This window comes from Solibacillus sp. FSL H8-0523 (assembly GCF_038051985.1).
Lineage (GTDB): Bacteria > Bacillota > Bacilli > Bacillales_A > Planococcaceae > Solibacillus.
Map to the genome: position 1 here is coordinate 2,853,360 of NZ_CP150291.1, position 21,937 is coordinate 2,875,296.

16 protein-coding genes and 1 other annotated feature are annotated in these 21,937 nt (G+C 39.8%); of the genes, 2 read left to right on the plus strand and 14 right to left on the minus strand.

What is annotated here, in order from left to right:
- Nucleotides 1-75: 75 nt before the first annotated feature.
- Both alaS and NSQ62_RS14215 read right to left on the minus strand, forming a co-directional pair.
- A complete protein-coding gene (alaS, locus tag NSQ62_RS14210) occupies nt 76-2,745 on the minus strand; it encodes an alanine--tRNA ligase (RefSeq protein WP_341320789.1) in 2,670 nt (889 codons plus the stop codon).
- Between the two features lie 65 nt (nt 2,746-2,810).
- Nucleotides 2,811-3,018: a binding site (T-box leader), on the minus strand.
- 54 nt (nt 3,019-3,072) lie between these two features.
- Nucleotides 3,073-4,221, minus strand: a complete 1,149-nt coding sequence (locus NSQ62_RS14215) for a 3-phenylpropionate MFS transporter (RefSeq protein WP_341320790.1) — start codon at nt 4,219-4,221, stop codon at nt 3,073-3,075.
- 107 nt (nt 4,222-4,328) lie between these two features.
- Here NSQ62_RS14215 and yeiL point away from each other — a divergent pair, with 107 nt between their 5' ends.
- Nucleotides 4,329-4,997, plus strand: coding sequence for a transcriptional regulator YeiL (yeiL, locus tag NSQ62_RS14220; RefSeq protein ID WP_341320791.1), 669 nt, complete (start codon nt 4,329-4,331; stop codon nt 4,995-4,997).
- A 44-nt stretch (nt 4,998-5,041) separates the two neighbouring features.
- Here yeiL and NSQ62_RS14225 read toward each other — a convergent pair whose 3' ends face one another.
- Together NSQ62_RS14225 and NSQ62_RS14230 are read right to left on the minus strand one after the other, a co-directional pair.
- Entirely contained in the window at nt 5,042-6,253 is a 1,212-nt protein-coding gene (locus tag NSQ62_RS14225) for a NupC/NupG family nucleoside CNT transporter (RefSeq protein WP_341320792.1), read from the minus strand.
- 382 nt (nt 6,254-6,635) lie between these two features.
- Nucleotides 6,636-9,149, minus strand: coding sequence for an ATP-dependent RecD-like DNA helicase (locus NSQ62_RS14230; protein ID WP_341323944.1), 2,514 nt, complete (start codon nt 9,147-9,149; stop codon nt 6,636-6,638).
- A 150-nt stretch (nt 9,150-9,299) separates the two neighbouring features.
- Here NSQ62_RS14230 and hisA point away from each other — a divergent pair, with 150 nt between their 5' ends.
- Complete coding sequence (gene hisA / locus NSQ62_RS14235) at nt 9,300-10,052, plus strand: phosphoribosylformimino-5-aminoimidazole carboxamide ribotide isomerase (protein WP_341320793.1); 753 nt, start codon at nt 9,300-9,302, stop codon at nt 10,050-10,052.
- A gap of 54 nt (nt 10,053-10,106) precedes the next feature.
- Here hisA and NSQ62_RS14240 read toward each other — a convergent pair.
- From NSQ62_RS14240 to NSQ62_RS14285, 10 genes are all read right to left on the minus strand, one after another.
- Nucleotides 10,107-11,458 (minus strand): IS3 family transposase gene (locus NSQ62_RS14240; RefSeq protein ID WP_341320794.1). Its coding sequence is split into 2 segments (ribosomal slippage): nt 10,107-11,005 and nt 11,005-11,458, totalling 1,353 coding nucleotides; the frame shifts between segments, so codons are not numbered across the junction.
- Nucleotides 11,459-11,532: 74 nt separating this feature from the next.
- Nucleotides 11,533-12,426: a manganese catalase family protein gene (locus tag NSQ62_RS14245; RefSeq protein ID WP_341320795.1), complete on the minus strand. Its 894-nt coding sequence runs from the start codon at nt 12,424-12,426 to the stop codon at nt 11,533-11,535.
- Nucleotides 12,427-12,480: 54 nt separating this feature from the next.
- Nucleotides 12,481-12,693: a YuzF family protein gene (locus tag NSQ62_RS14250; protein WP_341323945.1), complete on the minus strand. Its 213-nt coding sequence runs from the start codon at nt 12,691-12,693 to the stop codon at nt 12,481-12,483.
- A 70-nt stretch (nt 12,694-12,763) separates the two neighbouring features.
- Entirely contained in the window at nt 12,764-13,210 is a 447-nt protein-coding gene (dtd, locus tag NSQ62_RS14255; protein ID WP_341320796.1) for a D-aminoacyl-tRNA deacylase, read from the minus strand.
- Nucleotides 13,211-13,229: 19 nt separating this feature from the next.
- Nucleotides 13,230-15,425, minus strand: coding sequence for a bifunctional (p)ppGpp synthetase/guanosine-3',5'-bis(diphosphate) 3'-pyrophosphohydrolase (locus NSQ62_RS14260; protein ID WP_341320797.1), 2,196 nt, complete (start codon nt 15,423-15,425; stop codon nt 13,230-13,232).
- Between the two features lie 228 nt (nt 15,426-15,653).
- Nucleotides 15,654-16,166, minus strand: a complete 513-nt coding sequence (locus NSQ62_RS14265; protein ID WP_341320798.1) for an adenine phosphoribosyltransferase — start codon at nt 16,164-16,166, stop codon at nt 15,654-15,656.
- A 16-nt stretch (nt 16,167-16,182) separates the two neighbouring features.
- Nucleotides 16,183-18,504 carry a single-stranded-DNA-specific exonuclease RecJ gene (gene recJ, locus NSQ62_RS14270; protein ID WP_341320799.1) on the minus strand — a complete coding sequence of 774 codons (2,322 nt, stop codon included), beginning with the start codon at nt 18,502-18,504 and terminating at the stop codon, nt 16,183-16,185.
- 123 nt (nt 18,505-18,627) lie between these two features.
- The gene (locus NSQ62_RS14275) at nt 18,628-18,999 is read right to left on the minus strand and encodes a lipopolysaccharide assembly protein LapA domain-containing protein (RefSeq protein ID WP_341320800.1); all 372 of its coding nucleotides are present in this window, start codon (nt 18,997-18,999) and stop codon (nt 18,628-18,630) included.
- Nucleotides 19,000-19,120: 121 nt separating this feature from the next.
- A complete protein-coding gene (gene secDF, locus NSQ62_RS14280) occupies nt 19,121-21,394 on the minus strand; it encodes a protein translocase subunit SecDF (RefSeq protein ID WP_341320801.1) in 2,274 nt (757 codons plus the stop codon).
- 220 nt (nt 21,395-21,614) lie between these two features.
- On the minus strand, nt 21,615-21,917 hold the full coding sequence (locus tag NSQ62_RS14285) for a post-transcriptional regulator (protein ID WP_341320802.1): 303 nt from the start codon (nt 21,915-21,917) through the stop codon (nt 21,615-21,617).
- Nucleotides 21,918-21,937 lie beyond the last annotated feature (20 nt).

Sequence of the window (21,937 nt, forward strand, 5' to 3'; positions counted from 1 at the left end):
GACCCCATCTCCGTTTTTACTATTATAACTTATTCGCGCAAGCACATCAAATATGCTTCAACTAATTTTTCAATATTATAAAGATTTCACATGCTCATATACGTTTGCTAACGCTTCATCTAACTTCGAAGCATCTTTCGCACCAGCCATCGCCATATCTGGACGACCGCCACCTTTACCACCTGTTGCTTCTGCAACCATTTTCACAATGTTACCAGCGTGGTAATTACCGCCTACGATATCTTTTGTTACGCCTGCAACAAGCATGACTTTTTCGCCATCAACTGCACCTAAAACGATAACAGCTTTCGACATTTTTTCTTTCAAATCATCCATCATTTGACGTAATTGGTTATTGTCTTTTGCGTCAACGCGTGTTGCAAGTACTGTTACATCACCGATTTGTTGTGCTGCATCTAGTACCGCGCCTGCTTGAGCATTAGCAATTTTTTGTGATAATGAATCATTTTCACGTTGTAATTCTTTGTAATCTGCTTGTAAAGTTGCAACGCGAGTTGCAACGTCTTTCGCGTTTGCTTTTAATAATGCAGCAGCTTCGTTAAGAACTGCTTCTTCTTCTTTGATTGCTTCGTATGCCGCTTTACCCGTTACCGCTTCAATACGACGCGTTCCGGCACCGATACCACCTTCAGAAACGATTTTGAAAATACCGATTTCTGATGAACGAGATACGTGTAAGCCACCGCAAAGCTCGATTGAGTAATCTGAAACCGCAACTACGCGTACAACATCTCCGTATTTTTCGCCGAATAATGCCATAGCACCCATTGCTTTTGCTGAATCGATATCCATTTCTTGAATAACTACTTCAATATCTTCCCAGATTTTTTCATTTACTGCGCGTTCTACTTGAGCAAGCTCTTCTTTTGTTGCGCCACCGAAGTGAGAGAAGTCAAAACGTAGACGGTCAGGACCTACATAAGAACCTGCTTGTGCTACGTGATCGCCTAATACATCTTTTAATGCACGGTGCATAAGGTGCGTCGCTGTATGGTTTTTAAGGATTAATTTACGTTTTGCTTCGTCAACTTTTGCAGTTGCCACGTCGCCTACGTTCATTTCACCTGATTCCACAACAACTGTGTGTAATGGTTGACCATTTGGCGCTTTTTGTACATCTTTAACGATTGCTTTGAATGTATCTGATTCAATCACACCTGTATCTGCGATTTGACCACCCATTTCTGCGTAGAATGGTGTTTCAGATAGGATAACTAATGCTTCCTCACCTTCAGAAGCTGTGTTTGTTTCTTGACCATTTACAACGATTGCTGCAACAGTTGCTTGTGCTGCAACCGCATTATAGATGAATGTCGATTGTTGTTTTAAGTTGGCTAACACGCCGTCTTGTACTTGCATTGAGTCAACGTCTGCACGTGCGTTACGTGCACGGTTACGTTGCGCTTCCATTGATGTTTCAAAGCCAGCGTGGTCAACTGTCATGCCCGCTTCCTCAGCGTACTCTTCTGTTAATTCCACTGGGAAACCGTATGTGTCATATAATTTGAAAGCAATTGCACCTGGGATAACTAATTCATTTTTCGCTTTTTGTGCGTCCATTACTTCAGATAGAATCGCTAAACCACCGTCTAATGTTTCGTGGAAACGATCTTCTTCATTTTTAATTACACGCTCGATAAATTCTTGTTTTTCTGTTACTTCTGGATAGAAATCTTGCATGATTGCGCCAACAGTTGGTACTAATTTATACATGAATGGCTTGTCGATGCCGATTTGTTTTGCGTAACGTACCGCACGACGTAACAGACGGCGTAATACATAGCCACGACCTTCGTTTGATGGTAAGGCACCGTCACCGATCGCGAATGCGACTGTACGGATGTGGTCCGCGATAACTTTAAATGGTGTGTTAATATCTTCAGCTGAACCGAAAATTTCTTTTAAATCCACTTCGCCTGGACGTTTGTATTTACGATTAGCGAATTCTTCTGTTTTTTCGATAATTGGCATGAATAGATCCGTATCAAAGTTTGTTGGTACATTTTGTACAACTGAAACGATACGCTCTAAGCCCATACCTGTATCAATGTTTTGCTTTGGTAGTGGTGTGTATGTGTTATCTGGGTTGTGGTTGAACTGAGAAAATACAAGGTTCCAAATTTCTAAGTAACGCTCGTTTTCCCCACCTGTGTATAACTCTTCTTCTGGTGCACCGAATGCGTAATCTTCGCCGCGGTCATAGAAAATTTCAGAGTTTGGACCAGATGGACCCTCACCGATATCCCAGAAGTTACCTTCCAAGCGGATTAAACGCTCTTTTGGAATACCAATTTCTTCGTGCCATACGTTATACGCTTCTTCATCTTCAGGGTGAACCGTAATTGATAATTTTTCTGGTTCAAAGCCCATCCACTTTGGATCCGTTAAAAATTCCCAAGCATAGTGGATGGATTCTTTTTTGAAGTAATCACCGATTGAGAAGTTCCCTAACATTTCAAAGAATGTATGGTGACGTGCTGTTTTTCCTACGTTTTCGATATCGTTTGTACGAATTGATTTTTGGGCATTCGTAATACGTGGGTTATCCGGAATAATACGGCCATCGAAGTAAGGCTTTAATGTCGCTACCCCTGAGTTAATCCATAATAATGATGGGTCATTAATAGGTACTAGTGGTGCTGAAGGCTCAACGTGGTGGCCCTTTTCTTTAAAGAAGTCAAGGTAAAGACGACGAATTTCTGATGCTGTCAATGTTTTAGTCATGTGTTTTTCCTCCTAGTAATGTTGAAGATGATGGAAATACCAATAAAAAAAGCCTCCATCCCATACAAAGGGACGAAGACTGTTAGCTCGTGGTACCACCCTAATTTATAACGATAAGTCGTTATATCTCAGATGCTTGTAACGTAAGCACACGGCAGGAATTAGCTGCACTCTGGAGTAGCTTTCGGTAATGTGTCATGGAGATTTTTTCAGCCAAGAAATCTCTTTCTATACATGGTTACGATTACGTACTTGTTCCATCATCGTTTTCATTTATATTCTTTGTTTATTATAGAAAAATGAAAACCTACTGTCAATCGCCACTTGTTAATAATCGAAACGTTTTTTCGTAAAAATAATTAGGAAGATGGCCGGTACTGTAAAGATGATCATTCCTAAGAAGGCTAAGCCCGGTTCAATTTCGTATAACGCTCCACCTAATAACGTCAAAAGCGCCGCACTTAAGCTCATCGCTAAAGCGGAATACATGCCCTGTGCGTTAGGAATTTGTTCTTTCGGTAATGCTTTTGTAATGTACTGAATAAATGCATAGTGCGCCATTGCAAACGACAGTGCATGTAGTGCTTGCGATACAACGAATACTGGCATATTCGGGAACGCGTAAACTAAAATCCAGCGTAATGTCGAACCAACTGCTGCTAATAGAAGTAATGAAGATGGCTTCCACTTTGTTAAAAATGTGTCTGCTTTTAAGAAATATAAAATTTCAAAGATGACCGCGACATTTAAAATCATGCCAATATAAAAGGCACTGACATTTAATTCTTGTAAATAAATATAACCATAGTTGTAATACGATGCGTGTGCCCCTTGCAGTAAGATCACTACAATTAAAACAACGACAAAACTTTTCATTTTAAACAAGTCTTTCATCGAAATGGAGTTTGATTTTTCCTGCTTCGGTAAAACACTTAACATTGGTGGTGCTGGCATTAATTGAATGATGAGTAATGCTGTTAACCCTAAAATCATCAGCCATAAAATCGTTTGCTCACCGTAAACGCCAGTTAACATACTAATAATTAACACCGCAACCACATAGCCAAATGAACCCAGTGAACGTGCTTTACCATAATGTACTTTACCATGCTGCATTAATGTAGAGGCACTGCTTTCTACAGCTGGTAAAAGCGCTGGATAAAACACACTAAATAACATCGTAATAATAAATAGACCTGCAAATGAATTCACCGGAATATATAAAATCGTGACAATTAATGATGTAAGCGTAAAAAATATTAACACATGTTTATTACTCATAATTTTTGAGACATACGGGAAAATAAACATCGTCGAAATCGCTCGTGCAACGAGTCCGAAACCCATAATAATACTTGCGTCTGAAACTGAAAGCTCTTTATCATTGATCAGCCAACCTGTCCAGTAAGCAATAAAAATACCCCAAGTCGCAAAAAACATAAAAAAGTTCTTCGCTAACCAGCGTTGTTCGTTCATACAAAACCTTCCTTTTTTACAAATTCTAATACATTGAATTTTAGCACGATACATTTTACAATAATGTGAGATATCTCATATTTTTTAATTAGGAGTTGCATTATACTTTGAGAAAGTTAGCACATGATGAAGCGATTCATTATATACAGAACTACCCGATTTCTCACTTTTTTTCATTTGATATTTCACCATTTATTCAGGTATATGAATTTGAGAAAGGCGAATATATATTTTACGAGCAGTCCTATCCTGAAGCGCTTTATTACATGGTAGAAGGCAAAGCGAAACTTTACATTACGCATAAAAATGGCAAAATCTCGTTAATCGAATTTTTAACGTCCCCTACCATTATGGGTGAAATTGAATTATTAAACGAAGCACGCTATTCAAAAGGGATTCAAACCGTCACAAAAACGATTTGCCTTGTGATCCCGTTCCGTGATGTGAAAGATAAACTATTAACTGATCCCGTGTTTTTAAAAATGCTCTGTCTGTTTCTAAGTTCAAAAACGACAAATATGACCGCCAAATATACACAAAACCAAGCGTATCCACTTGAAAACCGGCTCGCTTCATTTATATTACTGTCATCTGACCATGATTTTTACAAAGAAAAGCATACCGAGGTATGTGAATACTTAGGCGTATCTTACCGCCACTTACTTTTTGTTCTAGCGCAGTTTACCGAAGCTGGCTATTTAACAAAACAAAATCGTGGTTACCTTTTATCAAATCGCACAACACTGGAACAATTAGCCTCGGAAATTCAGTATTAAAAAAAAGGCTATTTGAAGTTGCACCTTCAAATAGCCTTTACTAATTATAAGAACATACCTGCGATTGCAGCAGATAATAATGATGCTAACGTACCCGCTACTACTGCTTTTACAGCAAGTTTAGCGATCAAGCTACGTTTGTCTGGTGCCATTCCACCAAGTCCACCGATTAAAATACCCATAGAGCTTAAGTTTGCGAAACCGCAAAGTGCGAATGAAATGATGATACCTGTTTTATCAGATAATTCACCAATCACTGGACCGAAGTTAGAATATGCAACAAATTCATTTAAGATTAATTTTTGACCGATAAATGAACCCGCGCGAACTGCCTCTTCCCAAGGAACACCGATTGCAAACGCAAGTGGAGCAAAGACATAACCTAAAATACCTTCTAATGTTACGTTATCTAAACCGAAGATACCAAATACGCCGCCTAAAATACCATTTAATAAGGCGATTAATGCGATGAAGCATAATAACATTGCTCCAACGTTAACTGCTAATTTCATACCATCTGATGCACCTTGAGCCGCTGCATCAATTACGTTTGTCGCTTCTGAGTTACGCTCTAATTTGAAGTCGTCCTCATTCACTTCTTCTGTTTCTGGAATCATTAATTTCGCCATGATTAAACCGGCTGGTGCAGCCATGAAGCTTGCTGCTAATAAATATTCTAAAGGAACACCTAATAATGAATAACCAATTAATACAGAACCCGATACAGATGCAAGACCACCTGTCATTACTGCGAACATTTGCGATTTCGTCATTTTATTTAAGAATGGACGAATTACAAGTGGCGCTTCCGTTTGACCAACGAAAATGTTAGCCGCAGCGTTTACTGATTCTGCTTTTGTAGTTCCTAATACTTTTGATAAGAAACCACCAATAATTTTAATAATAAATTGCATAATTCCTAAGTAATAAAGAACTGCGATTAAAGATGAGAAGAAAATAATAATTGTTAATACGCTCATCGCAAATACGAATCCTACGTTATCTGGATTTGCTAAGCCGCCGAATACGAAAGTTACCCCTTCGTTCGCATAGCTAATTAATTTTTGTACACCTTCTGAAAGCTTCATCAATGCTTCACGGCCTGCTGACCATTTCAGTACGATAAAAGCAAAAATAAGTTGTACGACTAAACCTGATAAAATGATTCTCCACTGAATCGCTTTACGATTGCTTGACAACGTGATCGCAATACCGATCACGACAAGAATACCAATGATACCCCAAATGTAATCCACTGTATGTGCACCTCTTTTTTAGTTTTGAAAACCTTTTCATTTACATTTACTGACATCCGATTTCGGACGTCATATTAGTTTTTTTCATACTAACATACCCATTTCTATAACATTAATTAATAGTTTTTTATAAAATTTCTGATTTTTACGACATAATTCGACGGTTTCATCTTAAATTTCTACCCCAAATAAACTAAGATTCAAACTTTTTTGTCGAACGAAGTCGAATTTATCTAACTCATTTCACTTTTTACTTGTTTACAAAGATTACTTTTATGCGTTTTATTTACTACAACGATGTGTTACAACTTTAAAAAGTATAAAAAATCCAGTAAATTCTTCGAGTGCACGCGAAGAATTTACTGGATTTAATTTCAAGTATTTACTCATTAAAATCATATGGCGAAATACCATCTATGCCAATTAGTGGATGAATGTATGGTGCTGTTTCCGTCGTTAGTTGCGTCGGCAGTGCTTCACCAATTTTATGAGAATCTACAGTATTCAATAAGCCGAGCTGTTCTGAAGCTGGCTCTTTTGGGGCTGGCTGTGGCTTTGTTTCTGAAGGTTCTTTTTGTTGTGTTACAGGCGGAGCTGCTGCGACAGAATTTACAGTGACTTCTGTTACTAATGCCGGATTTAATCGTGCCTTTAATGTCGTTAGACGCATTAAATCATCGGTCGTTGCGAGTCCTTTTGCCAAGACGTCTGGTTCCCCACATAAAATTAAAAAGTTTTTAGCACGCGTAATACCTGTATAAAGTAAGTTACGTCGTAGCATTTTCGAATAACCGCGCACAACTGGCATAATCACCGTTTGGAACTCTGAGCCTTGTGATTTATGAATCGAACAGCAATAGGCAAGTGTAATTTGATTTAGGTCTGGTCGTTGATACGTCACTTCAATACCATCATATGACACAACAAGGAGGTCTTGCTTTTCTACAGTTTCTTTTGCACGGATAATAGCGATGACTTCCCCCATATCCCCATTAAATACATTGTTTTCTGGCTGATTGACAAGCTGTAATACTTTATCACCAATCCGGTAAATCGTATCTCCGAACACAAGCTCTTTTCGCGTCCCATCATTTGGATTCACGAGCTGTTGAATTTCTTTATTTAAATTATCAATCCCAGCCGGACCTCGGTACATCGGTGCAAGCACTTGAATATCACGAATGGCCTGACCCTTTGCTAATGCCCCTTTGACAACTTGCGTGACTACACTCGTCACCTGGGCACCCGCCGCTTGAATAAACGAACGATCTGACGTTTTTGCCGTTAATGTATCTGGGACAATCCCTTTTTTAATTTGGTGCGCCATTTCGATTATCGTTGAGCCTTCCGCTTGACGATAGACGTCCGTTAATTCGACGATAGGAATTTGTTGTGAACCGAGTAAGTCCTTTAATACTTGCCCTGGACCTACAGGCGGTAGCTGATCCTGGTCGCCAACAAACACAACTTGTACATCTTCATGTAATGCTTTTAGTAACTGATGGGCAAGCCATGTATCGACCATTGACATCTCATCGATAATAATAAGACGTCCCACTACCTCACGCTCAGTCTCCTCATCCTTTTCATGACCGTTAAATCCAAGTAAACGGTGAATTGTCATTGCGGGTAAGCCCGTTGATTCTGCTAACCGTTTCGCGGCGCGTCCTGTAGGTGCCGCTAACACAATGGGAAACGGCTCTTCTTTTTCCGCATACGTTTTCGGATCTAGCGATAAGCCGTGTAGCTCTGCATACACTTCAACTAATCCGCGCACAACCGTAGTTTTCCCCGTACCTGGGCCACCTGTTAAAATCATAACCGCTGAGTTGAGCGCGGTTTCAATCGCTTGGGCTTGCGTTGGTGCATAGGTTACTTCATATTGTTCTTCAATATCGCCAATCGCTTTACGAATTTCGTCACTCGAGAAATTTTGCGCTAATTTATTTTTTTCTTTCAGTTCATTAATTTTACTCGCAATGCCAACCTCACTAAAATACAGGGAAGGCAAATACATACGCGTTTCTTCGCCGCAAATTTTCGATTGCTCACGCATGTCGATTGCAGCTTGTGAAATCGCTTCATATGGTATTTCAATACGTTGACTTTGCTCAAGCATCGATTTCACTTGCGGTAACACCATTTCGGCATCTAAGTAAACATGACCTTCTGACAGCGCCGCCTGTGTTAGCACATGAAAAATCGCCGCCTTAATACGATCTGGGTGATTACCGGTAATACCTAGCTTGGAGCCTAGTTCATCTGCACGAATAAAGCCGACCCCTTCAACCTCTTCAATTAAACGGTACGGATTTTCAGTTAATAGCGTGATCGTTTCCTCGCGATACGCCTGATAAATCTTCATTCCCAGTTGTGGACCAAAGCCCCATTCATTCAGGCGAACCATCACACGCTCAAGCCCTAAGTTTTCTTCAATCGTTTGGCGAATGTGTAACTTCTTTTCAGCTGACAAACGCGGAACGGCATCAAGCGCAGACGCGTCCTCTAAAATAATTGTGAGTGCATTGAGTCCGAGCTTTTCGACAATTATTTCGGCTGTTTTTCGACCGACCCCTGTGAATAAGTCACTGGATAAATAATGGACAATGCCCTGCTCGGTTGTCGGTACTTCCTTTTCAAATGTTTCAATTTGAAACTGCAGTCCGTATTTTGGATGGGTTTTTACTTGCCCGGTAAAGCGGTATAGCTCGTCTTCCGTTAATTTTGGAAAATAGCCAACAACGATAATTTCCTTTTCCTCATGCTGGATATTCGTTTCTTGAATTTTGACACGAACAATGGAGTACATATTCGTTGCATTATGAAATATTGTTACGATGGGGCGACCTAAAATAAAGTTTTTATTTAGCTCGAATAAATTGAGATTTTCCGCCATTTTCATGCCACACTTTCTTTTTTCTTCGTAACGCCATTTTACCATATGGCACCTATACTGTCTTTCGGATCTGCACGTCTGATTTTTCTATTAATTCAGTGCGTTAAAATGTTATGATAGGACTATTATTTATGTAAAGGTAGTGACGTTATGCAATTTAGACCGTGTATTGATTTACATGATGGAAAAGTAAAACAAATTGTCGGTAGTACTCTTGGCTACAAGGACAAAGAAGTGGTAGAAAATTTCACGTCAGAGCATGATGCATCGTATTACGCATCGTTGTTCCAGCAAAACAAGTTAACAGGTGGCCACGTTATTATGCTTGGACCTGGTAATGAACAAGCAGCCATCCGCGCATTACAGGCGTATCCAAATGGCTTACAAGTTGGCGGTGGCATTACGGCCGACAACGCAAATAAATACATAGAAGCCGGTGCGTCCCATGTTATTGTCACTTCTTATATTTTCCATGATGGCATGCTAGACCAAGCTCGCCTTGAAAAATTAGTGGCGGTAGTAGGCAAAGAAAAATTAGTCATCGATTTGAGCTGTCGTAAGCGCGACGACAAATGGTTTGTCGTAACCGATAAGTGGACGAAATTTAGTGATTTTGAAGTAAACGCCGAATCGATTAAACAAATCGAAAACTACTGCGATGAATTATTGATTCACGCAGTTGACGTAGAAGGTAAACGTAGTGGTATGCAAGAAGAATTGGTGCGTGATTTAGCCGCGTGGACGTCAATTCCGACAACGTATGCAGGCGGTGTGCGTTCACTTGACGATTTGAAAAAATTCGAGCTGATTGCTGATGGAAAATTACATGTCACAATCGGCAGTGCGTTATCCATTTTTGGTGGGGATTTAGATTATCATACAGTTGTAGCGTATTGCAAATAATAAAAAGACGACGAGCTTGAAGTGACCCCTAAAAGTTAGACACGGTTATTTCATCTAGGCAGCTTGAGTAAACTGAGTTCGGTATTCTACCGGACTCAGTTTTAATTTTGCCTTGATTCGTTTTGTATTGTAACTCATGTATTTTTCTAGCTCTTCTTTAAACTGTTCGACATTTTCAAATTCCTTCAAGTAAAGAAATTCTGATTTCATAATGCCAAAGAAGTTTTCCATTACGGAATTATCGTGACAATTCCCTTTACGAGACATACTCTGCACAATTCCTCGTGCTTGAAGCGTATGACGATACTGTTTCATTTGATAATGCCAACCTTGGTCAGAATGCATCAGGAGCTGGTGTTCCTCTGGCAAGTGTTCTAACGCCCTCTCCAACATCTCCGAAACCAAAGTATACGTTGGTCTTGAGCCAATTGTATACGTGATGATTTCGCCATTAAATAAGTCTAATACAGGCGATAAATAAAGCTTTTCGCCAAACAATTTAAACTCTGTAATGTCTGTTACCCACTTTTCATTTGGCGCTTCAGCTATAAAGTTACGTTCTAAAATGTTTGGCGCAATTTTACCTACTGTCCCTTTATACGACTTATATTTTTTCATACGCACGATGCATTTTAAACCGAGCGCTTTCATGAGTCGCTGTACTTTCTTATGATTCACTTTTTGCCCACGATTCGCTAGCTCATCACGAATACGACGATAGCCATACCGACCTTCGTGTTCGTTATAAATCGCTTGAATTTCTACTTTTAGCTCGGCGTCTGGATCCGGTCGATTTATCTTCTTCACTAAATCGTAGTACGTGCTACGTGGAATTTCTGCGAATGCCACAAGCGCCTTCACCGAGTATTTATGCCTTAATTCATAGATGACCTTTACTTTGTCTTCTTTGGTGATGTTTCCTTGGCTTGAACTAAGGCGTTCAACTTTTTTAAATACTCGTTTTCCATACGTAGACGGTCGATTTCAGCTTGAAGCGCTTCTGGTGAGCCTTCTACTGGTGCTTGTTTTGGTTGTTTCTTTGTTTCTTTTTTCATGGATGGACGCCCCTTTTTCTTTGATTGAAGGGCATCGAATCCTTTTGTTTCAAACTGTTTTCGCCATTGACGTATGGTTGATGGTGCAGCTATGCCGAAGATAGCCGCTGTTTCAAGTGAGGACGTACCGTTTTCAATCATGAAGTTTAGTACGTCTAGTTTAAACTGTGCTGAATAATTTGTATATTGTTTTATAAATGCATTTATGCCTTGAAGCTCGTACTGTTTCACCCATTTTGGAAGCGCGTTATGATCTACTCCTATTGATCGAGTGATTTCACAATAACTTTCTTTCCCTTCCAAATAGCGTAAAGCTGCCTGTAATTTTTCTTCTGCGGTAAATTTCGCCATATAAAAACTGCACCTCCAATTGTTAGATGTGTCTAACAATTGGGGTGCAGTTCAGCTCGGTGCTCGTCGTCTTTTTATAAGTTTGCCATTAATCGTTTCGCTATCATTTGATATTCCTCAGGACCAATTCCCGGCGCAAATTCTTCTGGTAACTCGTTTAAATCTGGAATTTTCGCGCCCTTTGGTGTGCCCTCTTTTACAATAAGAGGCGCGTTCGTCATTGGATGTGGACCTTTCCAAATTTTATCGATATCTTGATAGTCCCCAACATAATTCCATGTAAACAGCACATTGCCGTAGCCGCGCTCCTCATATTTTCTTGCTTGATCGAATACATGATTATCAAGACTTGGAATCGGTAGCATCCTTGTGACATCGAGTCCCGTTGCCATTTCAAGCGCTTTGGCATAGGCAATGATATGCACCCCACCACGTACGAGCAAATAACCAATCATTTCACGTGCGGTTGGATGATCCGTCATTTCAAACACCCTCATTTTATGCGTACGCGCTCCACATTCCAAGAAGAAATTATGCAGCAGGTCGAGCACTAAATTGCCACTTGAAAACACATATTCGCCGTTCCACGGTTTGCCCATTGAATCGACAGGAAGTGCCGTTTGCGCTGCAGCAATAAAACTTTGGGTATTCCGCATATTTTTCGCATTTTGCATAGGTGCAATATTCGGCACACCCGGAAACGAACTGTTCTTACTAAGTAAATTAATCGTATTGGCAACTAACTCAACATGCCCAAATTCCTCTGCCGTAATGCTTGCCACAAGATCATAAAATGGTTTGAGCTTCTTTTTCCCACGGAAGTTAAAAGATTGGTACATATAATTATTAAGCGTCGACATTTCACCAAATTTACCACCAAGTAGTTCCTGAACTGCGCTCGCCGCATTCGCGTCCCCGTATTCTACTTGTGGCAAATCAATTAACAAGCGATTAACTCGTTGAAACAAACTTGCACCCCTCCTACTCACAAAAGCATATGCCAGTAGAAGCTGTGCTATACCTTAGTCTTTACGATTTGCAAACGGTGTAACCCACACAATTTGATCGGTACGAATGTAGAAGGGAGTGCGGCATACATCGAGCAAAATATAATCCGGACAGACAGCTGCTAAAATACCATGCTGTACATGATTCCCTGTTTGTTGGACAGCGACCATTTGCCCTAAATAATGCTGAATGGCATCGAGCCAATAGGCATTTGAAAAATTATTCATTTGTACCAAAAAATCACTCCTTTACTTGCATACCCTACAATATGCACAAAAGGAGTGATTCGTTCGTCTATTATTTTGGTTTTGACTCAACAATGATCGTTACAGGACCATCATTAACTAAAGCAACATCCATCATAGCCCCAAAAATACCGGTTTCCACATGTAAACCATGTGTTGTCAGCTCTTTGTTAAAGGCGTGCCACAGGGGCTCTGCTTGCTCAGGTCGCGCGGCTTCGATAAAGCTCGGACGCTTCCCTTTTTTTGTATCCGCATATAACGTAAATTGTGAAACCGATAAAATTGACCCACCAACTTCATGGATGGCACGGTTCATCTTACCTTCTTCGTCTTCCCAAATACGTAAATCGGCAATTTTTTTTGCGACATATTGAATGTCTTCGATTGTATCGCTATGTGTAATACCTACTAATAAGACATAGCCTTTATCAATAGCACCGGTAATTTGGTCATCAACCGTTACCGATGCATTTTTTGAACGTTGTAATACGACTCGCATAGGGGTCCCCTTCTATCTCTTAATTAATTACGCGCTGTACCGAATAGATATCCGGTAGTTGCTTTATTTTTTCTACGACTTTATGCAGTCCAGAAATATTTGAAATCGCAATCGTTAAATGAATCGTTGCAATCTTATCGCGGTCTGCACGGCCTGTTACAGCTAAAATATTCGTTTTTGCTTCACTTACCGCATGCATGACATCATTTAATACACCTGGGCGGTCATACGCTGAAATTTCAATATCAACTGGGTACTCTTTACGAATTTGCGTTCCAGCATTTTCCCACTCAACTTCAATTAAGCGCTCTACATTTTCGTCTTCTTGAATGTTTGGACAATCTGCGCGGTGGACTGATACGCCTCGCCCTTTTGTAATGAAGCCAACAATTTCATCTCCTGGTACGGGTGTACAACAGCGTGATAAACGAATTAATAAGTTATCAATACCCTTTACGACAACTCCTGATTCCGTACGTTTTTTCGGCGAATTATTGTTCATATTTTTGACGATTTTTTCAAATGCCTCTTCTTGCTCGCGCTCTTTACGCATTTTTTCAGCAAGGCGGTTGACGATTTGTTGTGCGGTAATGCCACCGACACCTACTGCTGCATAAAGATCGTCTTCATGTGTATAGTTGAATTTCTCAATAACACGTTTAATATTTTCAGTCGTTAAGACTTCTTTTAGATCAAACTCTTGTGCCTTAATTTCTTTTTCAACAAGCTCTTTACCTTTCACGACACTGTCTTCGCGTACATGCTTTTTAAAGAACTGTTTAATTTTATTTTTGGCCTGGCTACTTTGGGCAATTTTAATCCAATCACGGCTTGGCCCAAACGACTGTTTCGATGTAAGCACTTCAATGATATCACCCGTTTTTAACGGCGTATCCAGTGGCACCATCTTCCCATTTACTTTGGCACCAATTGTTTTGTTGCCGACTTCTGAGTGGACACGGTACGCAAAGTCAATTGGTACTGAGCCTGCTGGTAATTCGATGACGTCCCCTTTTGGAGAGAACACATACACCATGTCTGAGAATAAATCGAATTTCAGTGACTCCATAAATTCCGCAGCGTTTGATGATTCATTTTGGAACTCTAAAATTTCACGGAACCAAGTTAATTTTTGATCGATGTTTTCGGTATTGTGCTCAACGGTTTTTCCTTCTTTATAAGCCCAGTGCGCGGCGATACCAAATTCAGCAATTTTATGCATTTCTTTTGTGCGAATTTGTACTTCAAGTGGATCTCCGTATGGCCCAATGACAGTTGTATGCAGTGATTGATATAAGTTTTGCTTCGGCATGGCGATATAATCTTTAAAGCGACCTGGCATCGGTTTCCACAATGTATGGATAATCCCGATTACCGCGTAGCAATCCTTAATACTGTCGACTAAAATACGTACGGCAAGCAGGTCATAAATTTCGTTGAACTGTTTCTTTTGCAGTACCATCTTACGGTAAATACTATATAAATGCTTCGGACGACCGTAAACATCGGCGTCGATTTCAACTTCTTCTAATTGTGAATGAATTTCGTCCATCACATTATCTAGGTACGCTTCACGTTCGTCACGCTTTTTCTTCATTAAACTCACGATGCGGTAATATTGCTGTGGGTTTAAATAGCGTAGCGCGGTATCTTCTAGCTCCCACTTCACCTTTGAAATTCCTAGACGATGAGCAAGTGGCGCAAAAATTTCTAATGTTTCTTGAGAAATACGTCGTTGCTTTTCTGCCGGCAGGTGCTTTAAGGTACGCATATTGTGTAGACGGTCCGCTAATTTAATCAAAATGACACGAATGTCCTGTGCCATTGCGACGAACATTTTACGGTGATTTTCCGCTTGTTGTTCTTCTTTAGACATGTATTTAATTTTTCCGAGCTTCGTTACACCATCAACTAATTTCGCGACTTCTTCACTGAATTCATTGACTAAGTCTTCTCGTGTCACTTCTGTGTCTTCCACGACATCGTGTAAAAAGCCTGCTGCAACTGTTGCTGGATCCATTTGCAGTTCAGCTAAGATGCCTGCAACCTGTACCGGATGAATAATGTACGGTTCTCCAGAGCTACGGAACTGCTCTTTATGTGATTCCTTTGCAAGCTCGTACGCTTTTTCGACAAAGGCAACATGTTCTTCATTCATATACGATTTAACGAGCTCGAAAACATCTTCGGGCGCCATTATTTGTTCTTTCGCCATAGTTTGTCCACCTTGTTTCTTATTTTCACGTTAAGTATAAATTCAATTGTATAAAAAATGTCTAGTAAATGTAAAGACACGTGGGCATATAGTTTTGCAGAATTGCGAAATTTGTAGAAATAATGAACGGAAATTTGGAGGCAAATTAAAAAACTACCCTGCACAAATATACAGAGTAGTCTCTTAAAATCAATAATTTAATTCAGCTGGGATTGAACCTCAATTAAATTAATATTGAATTAATGTTTTAATTGGAATGTTTTTGATTTTCTCGCGGCCATTTAACTCCATTAACTCAATGATGAATGCAGCACCGACAACTTCGCCGCCTAATTCTTCGATTAAACGTACAGTTGCTTCTACTGTACCGCCAGTTGCAAGTAAATCGTCACAGATTAATACTTTTTGACCTGGTTTAATTGCATCTTTGTGCATTGTTAATGTATCTGTACCATATTCTAAGCCGTAATCAGCTGAGATTACTTCACGTGGTAATTTACCTGGCTTACGCACTGGGGCGAAACCGATTTCAAGTGCGTATGCTACTGGGCACCCGATAATGAATCCGCGTGCTTCTGGTCCTACGATAATTTCAGCACCAACTTCTTTCGCATACTCGACAATTTGGTCTGTTGCATATTTGTATGCAGGTCCGTTATCCATAATTGTTGTAATATCCTTAAAGCTGATCCCTTCTTTAGGCCAGTTTTCTACTGTTGTTACGTATTGTTTTAAATCCATCGTTCCTTTTTCCTCCTCAAGAACTCAATCGTTCATCAAACCATTGTTTTAACTCGCTATATGTGGCATATAAAAGTTTTTGCTCCAGCTCAATTTGTTGCGAACGCATTTTATATGACGGTGCTTCCGATAATGCGGTTTTTGGTGCATTTTCGTTTACAGTCGTCAAACCATTCTCTATTGTAACAAATCCTAGCTCAAAAAACACTTTTGTCATAAACTTAATTACTTCACTATTTAGTCCAATATGTTGCGATAATTGTTGAATATGTTGATTCAGGTTAAAGGTCGGACGTTTTTTCAAGAATCCGTAGTACCATTTGAAATGATCACGCGATGGCATGCCGTTCATATAGACTGAATTCTTTGTGTAAAAATGTGCGTAAATGCGTTCGATTTTCACTACTTGTAACAAGTTTTCTAAAAGTACGACGTTTTCTGGTAAATCTAACAGCACAATATTTCGCTCAAGTTTCGTTAAATCCGTTTGCGCTGTCACATGGACAATTTCCTTGGGCATTGCTTGCGCATACTCATGTTTTGTTTGCCCAGAAAAGGCTATAAAGTCCGTCTGTTCAACTGGAATTTTTGCTAACCAATTCGCCGTTTGACTCTTTCCACGGTAATCGTAAAGCTGCCAATCCTTAACACCAATATCTTGAATCATAAACTGCGGCTTTTTATTGCCTTGCCATTCATTAATTTGTAGGTCTCCTACAAGGGATAGCTCAATGCCGTACGAAATTTCATCGAATAAATACCCTTTACCAAAGCCGATCGCGTCCAGCGAACCGTACGCATCTTCAAGCTCCATTTTCAAATGGTTTTCTGCAGAGCCAATTTTTCGCATCGATTTGACTTTGACGTATTGAATTGCAAAATTTGGTTTCGGGAATTCTGTACCAAACGGGGCTAACCCACGGATTTCTTCGATCGCTTCCACGCTAATTTCGTTTAATTCAATCGGCACATCAATATGTAGCTTTTGAATTAACTGGTCTTCTGTTAAGCAGGCACTTGCTTGCTGATGTAAACGGATACGTAATTCATCGACATGCTCGATTGCTAACGTCATGCCCGCTGCCATCGGATGTCCACCAAAGTGCGGGAGGATATCACGATTTTTCGCTAATTCGTTAAATAAATGGAAGCCTTCAATACTACGCGCAGAGCCTTTTGCCATTCCCTTTTCTCGGTCTATTGACAGCACAATCGTTGGGCGATAGTATTTTTCAACTAAACGCGAGGCTACAATCCCCACAACCCCCGGATTCCAACCTTCACCAGCTACGACTAAAACAAGGGATTCTTTTAAAGCCGGTGTACTTTCAATCAGGGCAATTGCTTCATCCGCAATGTCTTCTACAATTTTTTTACGTTCCGTATTTTTATCATTTAGTTGCTTGGCTAATCTGTTGGCATCCGGCTGGCTTTCGCTCATTAAAAATTCCACACCTGGTTGCGCATCTCCAAGACGCCCAATCGCATTTAAACGAGGTCCAAAATAAAAGCCAACCGTTTCTTCAGTAATGTCCTGTTGATTGGCACCCGATGCTTCACATAGTGCCGGTACCCACGGGTTATACGATTCTTGCAATGCCTTTAATCCGCGCTGTACAAGATAGCGATTTTCTCCGACTAATGGGACTAAATCGGCAATCGTGCCAATCGCCACATATTCAAATAAATGGTCAGGTAATTCACCGTAAAGTGCGTGTGCTAATTTAAACGCTACCCCAACACCTGCAAGCTCACCAAACGGATAATGCCCTGCTGGTATACGCGGGTGCACGATAATATTCGCATCCGGTAAGATTTCTCCCGCTTCATGGTGATCGGTAATAATGACGTCCATACCAAGTTCACGGGCAAGCTTTACCGGTTCAATTCCACTAATGCCGTTATCTACGGTAATAATGAGTCCAAAACCATTTGCATGTGCCTCGCGAAACAGCTCCGCATTCGGGCCGTAGCCATGCTTAAAACGATTTGGAATGACGAAGTCTACATCTGCCCCTAAATCGAGTAAGACGTTTAGCATGACCGTTGTGCTAGTTATTCCATCGGCATCATAATCTCCGTATACTAATATCTTCTCGCCGGTCTCTAGGGCCTGTTCAATTCGTGCAACTGCCTCATCCATTCCTGCCATTAAAAATGGGTCATGATACTGGCTTGCATCAATTTTTAATAACGGAGCGGCTTGTTCTGCCGTTTTGCAGCCACGTGCAATTAAAATTTTCGCTGCAATCGTGGATACACCTAATTGTGAAGTTAGTTGTTCGATTAGTTGTTGTTCTGGCTCATCAATTGTCCAAAGTTTTTGTGATTGTATCATGTAAAATTCACTTCCTCATGCAGTACATTATACAAAAAATAAAGGTTCTTTCACAAAGATTCTTTTCCAATCGCGAAATAAAAAGATGCTTTGCTAAATTTTCAGCAAAACATCTGTTACGCATTATTTGTGCAGGTCTACATTGGATTCTGTATCTGGAAGCTCTTCTACAACAAACGCAGAAGCTCCTCGTTCACGTAATTCTCCTTTTAAACGAAGAATTTCATTATCCTTTTCATTAACTAATGTACGCGCACTTTCTAGCTCTTTACGGACAGCTTTCGTTTGATTTTGACTGCTCAGCATACGGAACGCCGAGAAGCAAAAGCTAATGATAAAGCCAACTAACATCGACCCTAAAATTACAAGAATTAATGGCCAATACGCTTCTCCAAATACATAATCTACCGGAACCTTGTCAACGTTTACGGTTGCGAAAATCGCGATAATTATCGCAAAAATAAGTCCAATTACTAATGTCCATTGTATTTTCATTATCTTTTTCACCTACTCTTTTTTAAATTAGCTAACTCTAAATTCTATTCCCGTCTTTTTGAAATTATAAAACAAAAAACATTCGATAAGCGAAAACTTATCGAATGCTTTTTGATTTGACTTATACTTGTGGCTCGTCTGAACCCCATTGTTTTTTCTCTTTTTTCACAACTGTAGTACCTTTTTTGTTCATTTCACGAACCTTTAATGAGTACCAAACTTGTGCTGCGATACAAATTGATGAATACATACCTGTTACTAAACCAATTAATAAGGCAATTGAGAAGTTTTGAATCGAAGGAGCGCCTAAGAAAATTAAAGCAACTACAACAACGATTACTGTTAATACAGTGTTTACTGAGCGTCCCATCGTTTGACGAAGCGACTTATTGACGATTAAGGCAAGGTCTTGTTTTGACGTAATGACACCTGCGCGGTCAATATTTTCACGGATACGGTCAAACGTTACAATCGTATCGTTAATTGAGTAACCAACGATTGTTAACACCGCTGCGATGAAAGTAATATCGACTTCTAAACGTAACATACTGAAAATAACAACAATGAAGAATACGTCATGAAGTAACGAAATAATCGCACCTAAACCCATTCGCCATTCGAAGCGAATAGCTACATAAATAATAATACCAAGTGCCGCAAACGCTAACGCTTTAATCGCATTGGCAGCTAGCTCTTTACCAACTGTCGCTGATACCGTACTTAAGCTTGGTTCCTGACCATACTTTTCAGAAATAGCAGCTTTAAAGTCTAATACTTCTTGTTGAGAGAAGTCATCTTTGTAGCGTGTTACGGCTGTTTTTTGGTCATCGCCTGAAATGACAACATCTTCATTTGCAAAGCCGATTTCATCTAAATAATCCACTACTTCTTGCTTCGTTAACGCTTGTTCTGCCCCGATTTCTACACGTGTACCTTGTGAAAAATCGATTCCAAGATTTAGCTTAAACACGCCAAGTACAATGATCCCTGCAACAAGGATAATTGTTGATAGTGCATAGAACTTTTTGCGGTTTTCAACAAAGTTCATTTTATCAAATTTTGTTGTTAAATCTAATGAAGTAATACCCTCTTCAAGATTATGTTGTTTCGATTTACTAATACCAAACCACGCTGGGTTGTTGAAGTAACCACTATTTACAAGTAAACCTTGTAGCATACGTGAACCCCAAACCGCTGTTACGAATGATAATAGAATCGAAATGATTAATGTCGTTGCGAAACCTTTAACCGAACTTGTCCCAAAGTAGAATAATACTACCGCTGCAAGTAACGTTGTTAACTGCGCATCGATAATCGCTGTTAACGATGATTTTGAACCTAATTTAAAGGCATCTTTTACTGTATGGCCGACACGTAATTCCTCACGAATACGCTCTGCCGTTAAGATGTTGGCGTCTACTGCCATCCCGATACCTAATACGATCGCCGCAATACCTGGTAATGTTAATACCGCATTAATCCCGTTAAACACGATTAACACTAAGTACGTGAAGACGCTTAATGTAATAATCGAAATAAAACCTGGTAAGCGGTAGTACAGTAACATGAATATGAAGATTAATAGTACGCCGACAATGCCAGCAAATACTGTATCTTTCAATGCATCTGCACCAAACTGTGCTCCTACTGATGTCGAGAAAATTTCTGTTAATTTAACTGGTAATGAACCTGCGTTTAACACAGAAGCAAACTGCTTTGTTTCATCAACTGTGAAGTTACCAGAAATCATAACATCTGTAGTATTTAACACTTGTGTTACAGAAGCTGCCGATTGGAATTTCTGATCTGCTGGTGGCTTTTGACTTTCTGCAGCGTATGAATCGACGCCTTCTTCAAAGTCTAACCAAACGACTAATAAGTTATTTGGCGCACCCATGCTCATAACTTTTTGTGTAACCTCAGCAAATTTCGCTGCATCTTTTAATGTTAACGTAACGATTGGAAGGTTTTGTTGGTCAAATGATGCATTCGCACCACCTTCTTTTAAATCCGTACCATCAAGTAAAATGTTATCGTTCACGTCGCGGAACGTAAGATTGGCCGTACTTGATAATAATTCACGTGCTGATGACTGATCATCTAAACCAGCTAACTGGACACGAATACGGTCTTCCCCTTCAACTTGAATGCTTGGCTCACTAACACCAAACTCATTAATACGGCCATTCAGTGCTGTGGTTGTATCTGTAAGCACTTGTGGTGTTATTTTCTGTCCATCAACTAATGATTCAACTTCATAAAGAACTTCGAATCCACCTTGAAGGTCTAAGCCGAGCTTCACATCGTTTAAAACCTTCTCTACCGTTGTGCCCATCCCTGTAAATAGCAGCGCTACGACAAGAACAAACGTAATTATACGGTTGACTAATTTCATTTAAAAATCCTCCTCAATGTCGCACAAAACGCATGCGATAAAAAACAGCATACTGCCTTTTACAAATTATGTACCTATGAGTTACATACTTTTTTGCTTTTCAAATATAATAAATCTCCGCATTGAAAAGCACAACACTCTCATTATGAAACAGCTTGCGGAAACTGTCAAATTATTACTAGATATTTTGAATCATTTTCGCTATTTTCCGAAAAAACATTTATTTCCGTTGAAATAATTCGTTAATTTCTTCCTTAGATAACATCACTTGAACGCCTGGTTTCTTCAAATCACTTATCTGCAAATAATTGAGCACCTGAGAGGCACTCACTCGGAAGATCCCTGAAGTAAGCTCGTGCAACCTTAAATTTTGAACATCTTGTTTGCGCCATAATTTATCAATGCAGTAACGCCACAAATCTTGTGTGGTAATCGAATGATACCCGTAATAATGAAATTCTTCGACTTTGTTCTTCAAAATCTCTTGTACTTTCTCATATAGTGCTGAATATGGAATTTGCACATCAATCACTCCTTCTACCG

What these genes read in the sequence shown, in the direction of transcription:
- alaS (WP_341320789.1), bottom strand. Translation starts at nt 2,745, where the DNA reads ATGACTAAAACATTGACAGCATCAGAAATTCGTCGTCTTTACCTTGAC.
- NSQ62_RS14215 (WP_341320790.1), bottom strand. Translation starts at nt 4,221, where the DNA reads ATGAACGAACAACGCTGGTTAGCGAAGAACTTTTTTATGTTTTTTGCG.
- NSQ62_RS14230 (WP_341323944.1), bottom strand. Translation starts at nt 9,149, where the DNA reads ATGGCGGAAAATCTCAATTTATTCGAGCTAAATAAAAACTTTATTTTA.
- hisA (WP_341320793.1), top strand. Translation starts at nt 9,300, where the DNA reads ATGCAATTTAGACCGTGTATTGATTTACATGATGGAAAAGTAAAACAA.
- NSQ62_RS14250 (WP_341323945.1), bottom strand. Translation starts at nt 12,693, where the DNA reads ATGAATAATTTTTCAAATGCCTATTGGCTCGATGCCATTCAGCATTAT.
- dtd (WP_341320796.1), bottom strand. Translation starts at nt 13,210, where the DNA reads ATGCGAGTCGTATTACAACGTTCAAAAAATGCATCGGTAACGGTTGAT.
- NSQ62_RS14260 (WP_341320797.1), bottom strand. Translation starts at nt 15,425, where the DNA reads ATGGCGAAAGAACAAATAATGGCGCCCGAAGATGTTTTCGAGCTCGTT.
- NSQ62_RS14265 (WP_341320798.1), bottom strand. Translation starts at nt 16,166, where the DNA reads ATGGATTTAAAACAATACGTAACAACAGTAGAAAACTGGCCTAAAGAA.
- recJ (WP_341320799.1), bottom strand. Translation starts at nt 18,504, where the DNA reads ATGATACAATCACAAAAACTTTGGACAATTGATGAGCCAGAACAACAA.
- NSQ62_RS14275 (WP_341320800.1), bottom strand. Translation starts at nt 18,999, where the DNA reads ATGAAAATACAATGGACATTAGTAATTGGACTTATTTTTGCGATAATT.
- secDF (WP_341320801.1), bottom strand. Translation starts at nt 21,394, where the DNA reads ATGAAATTAGTCAACCGTATAATTACGTTTGTTCTTGTCGTAGCGCTG.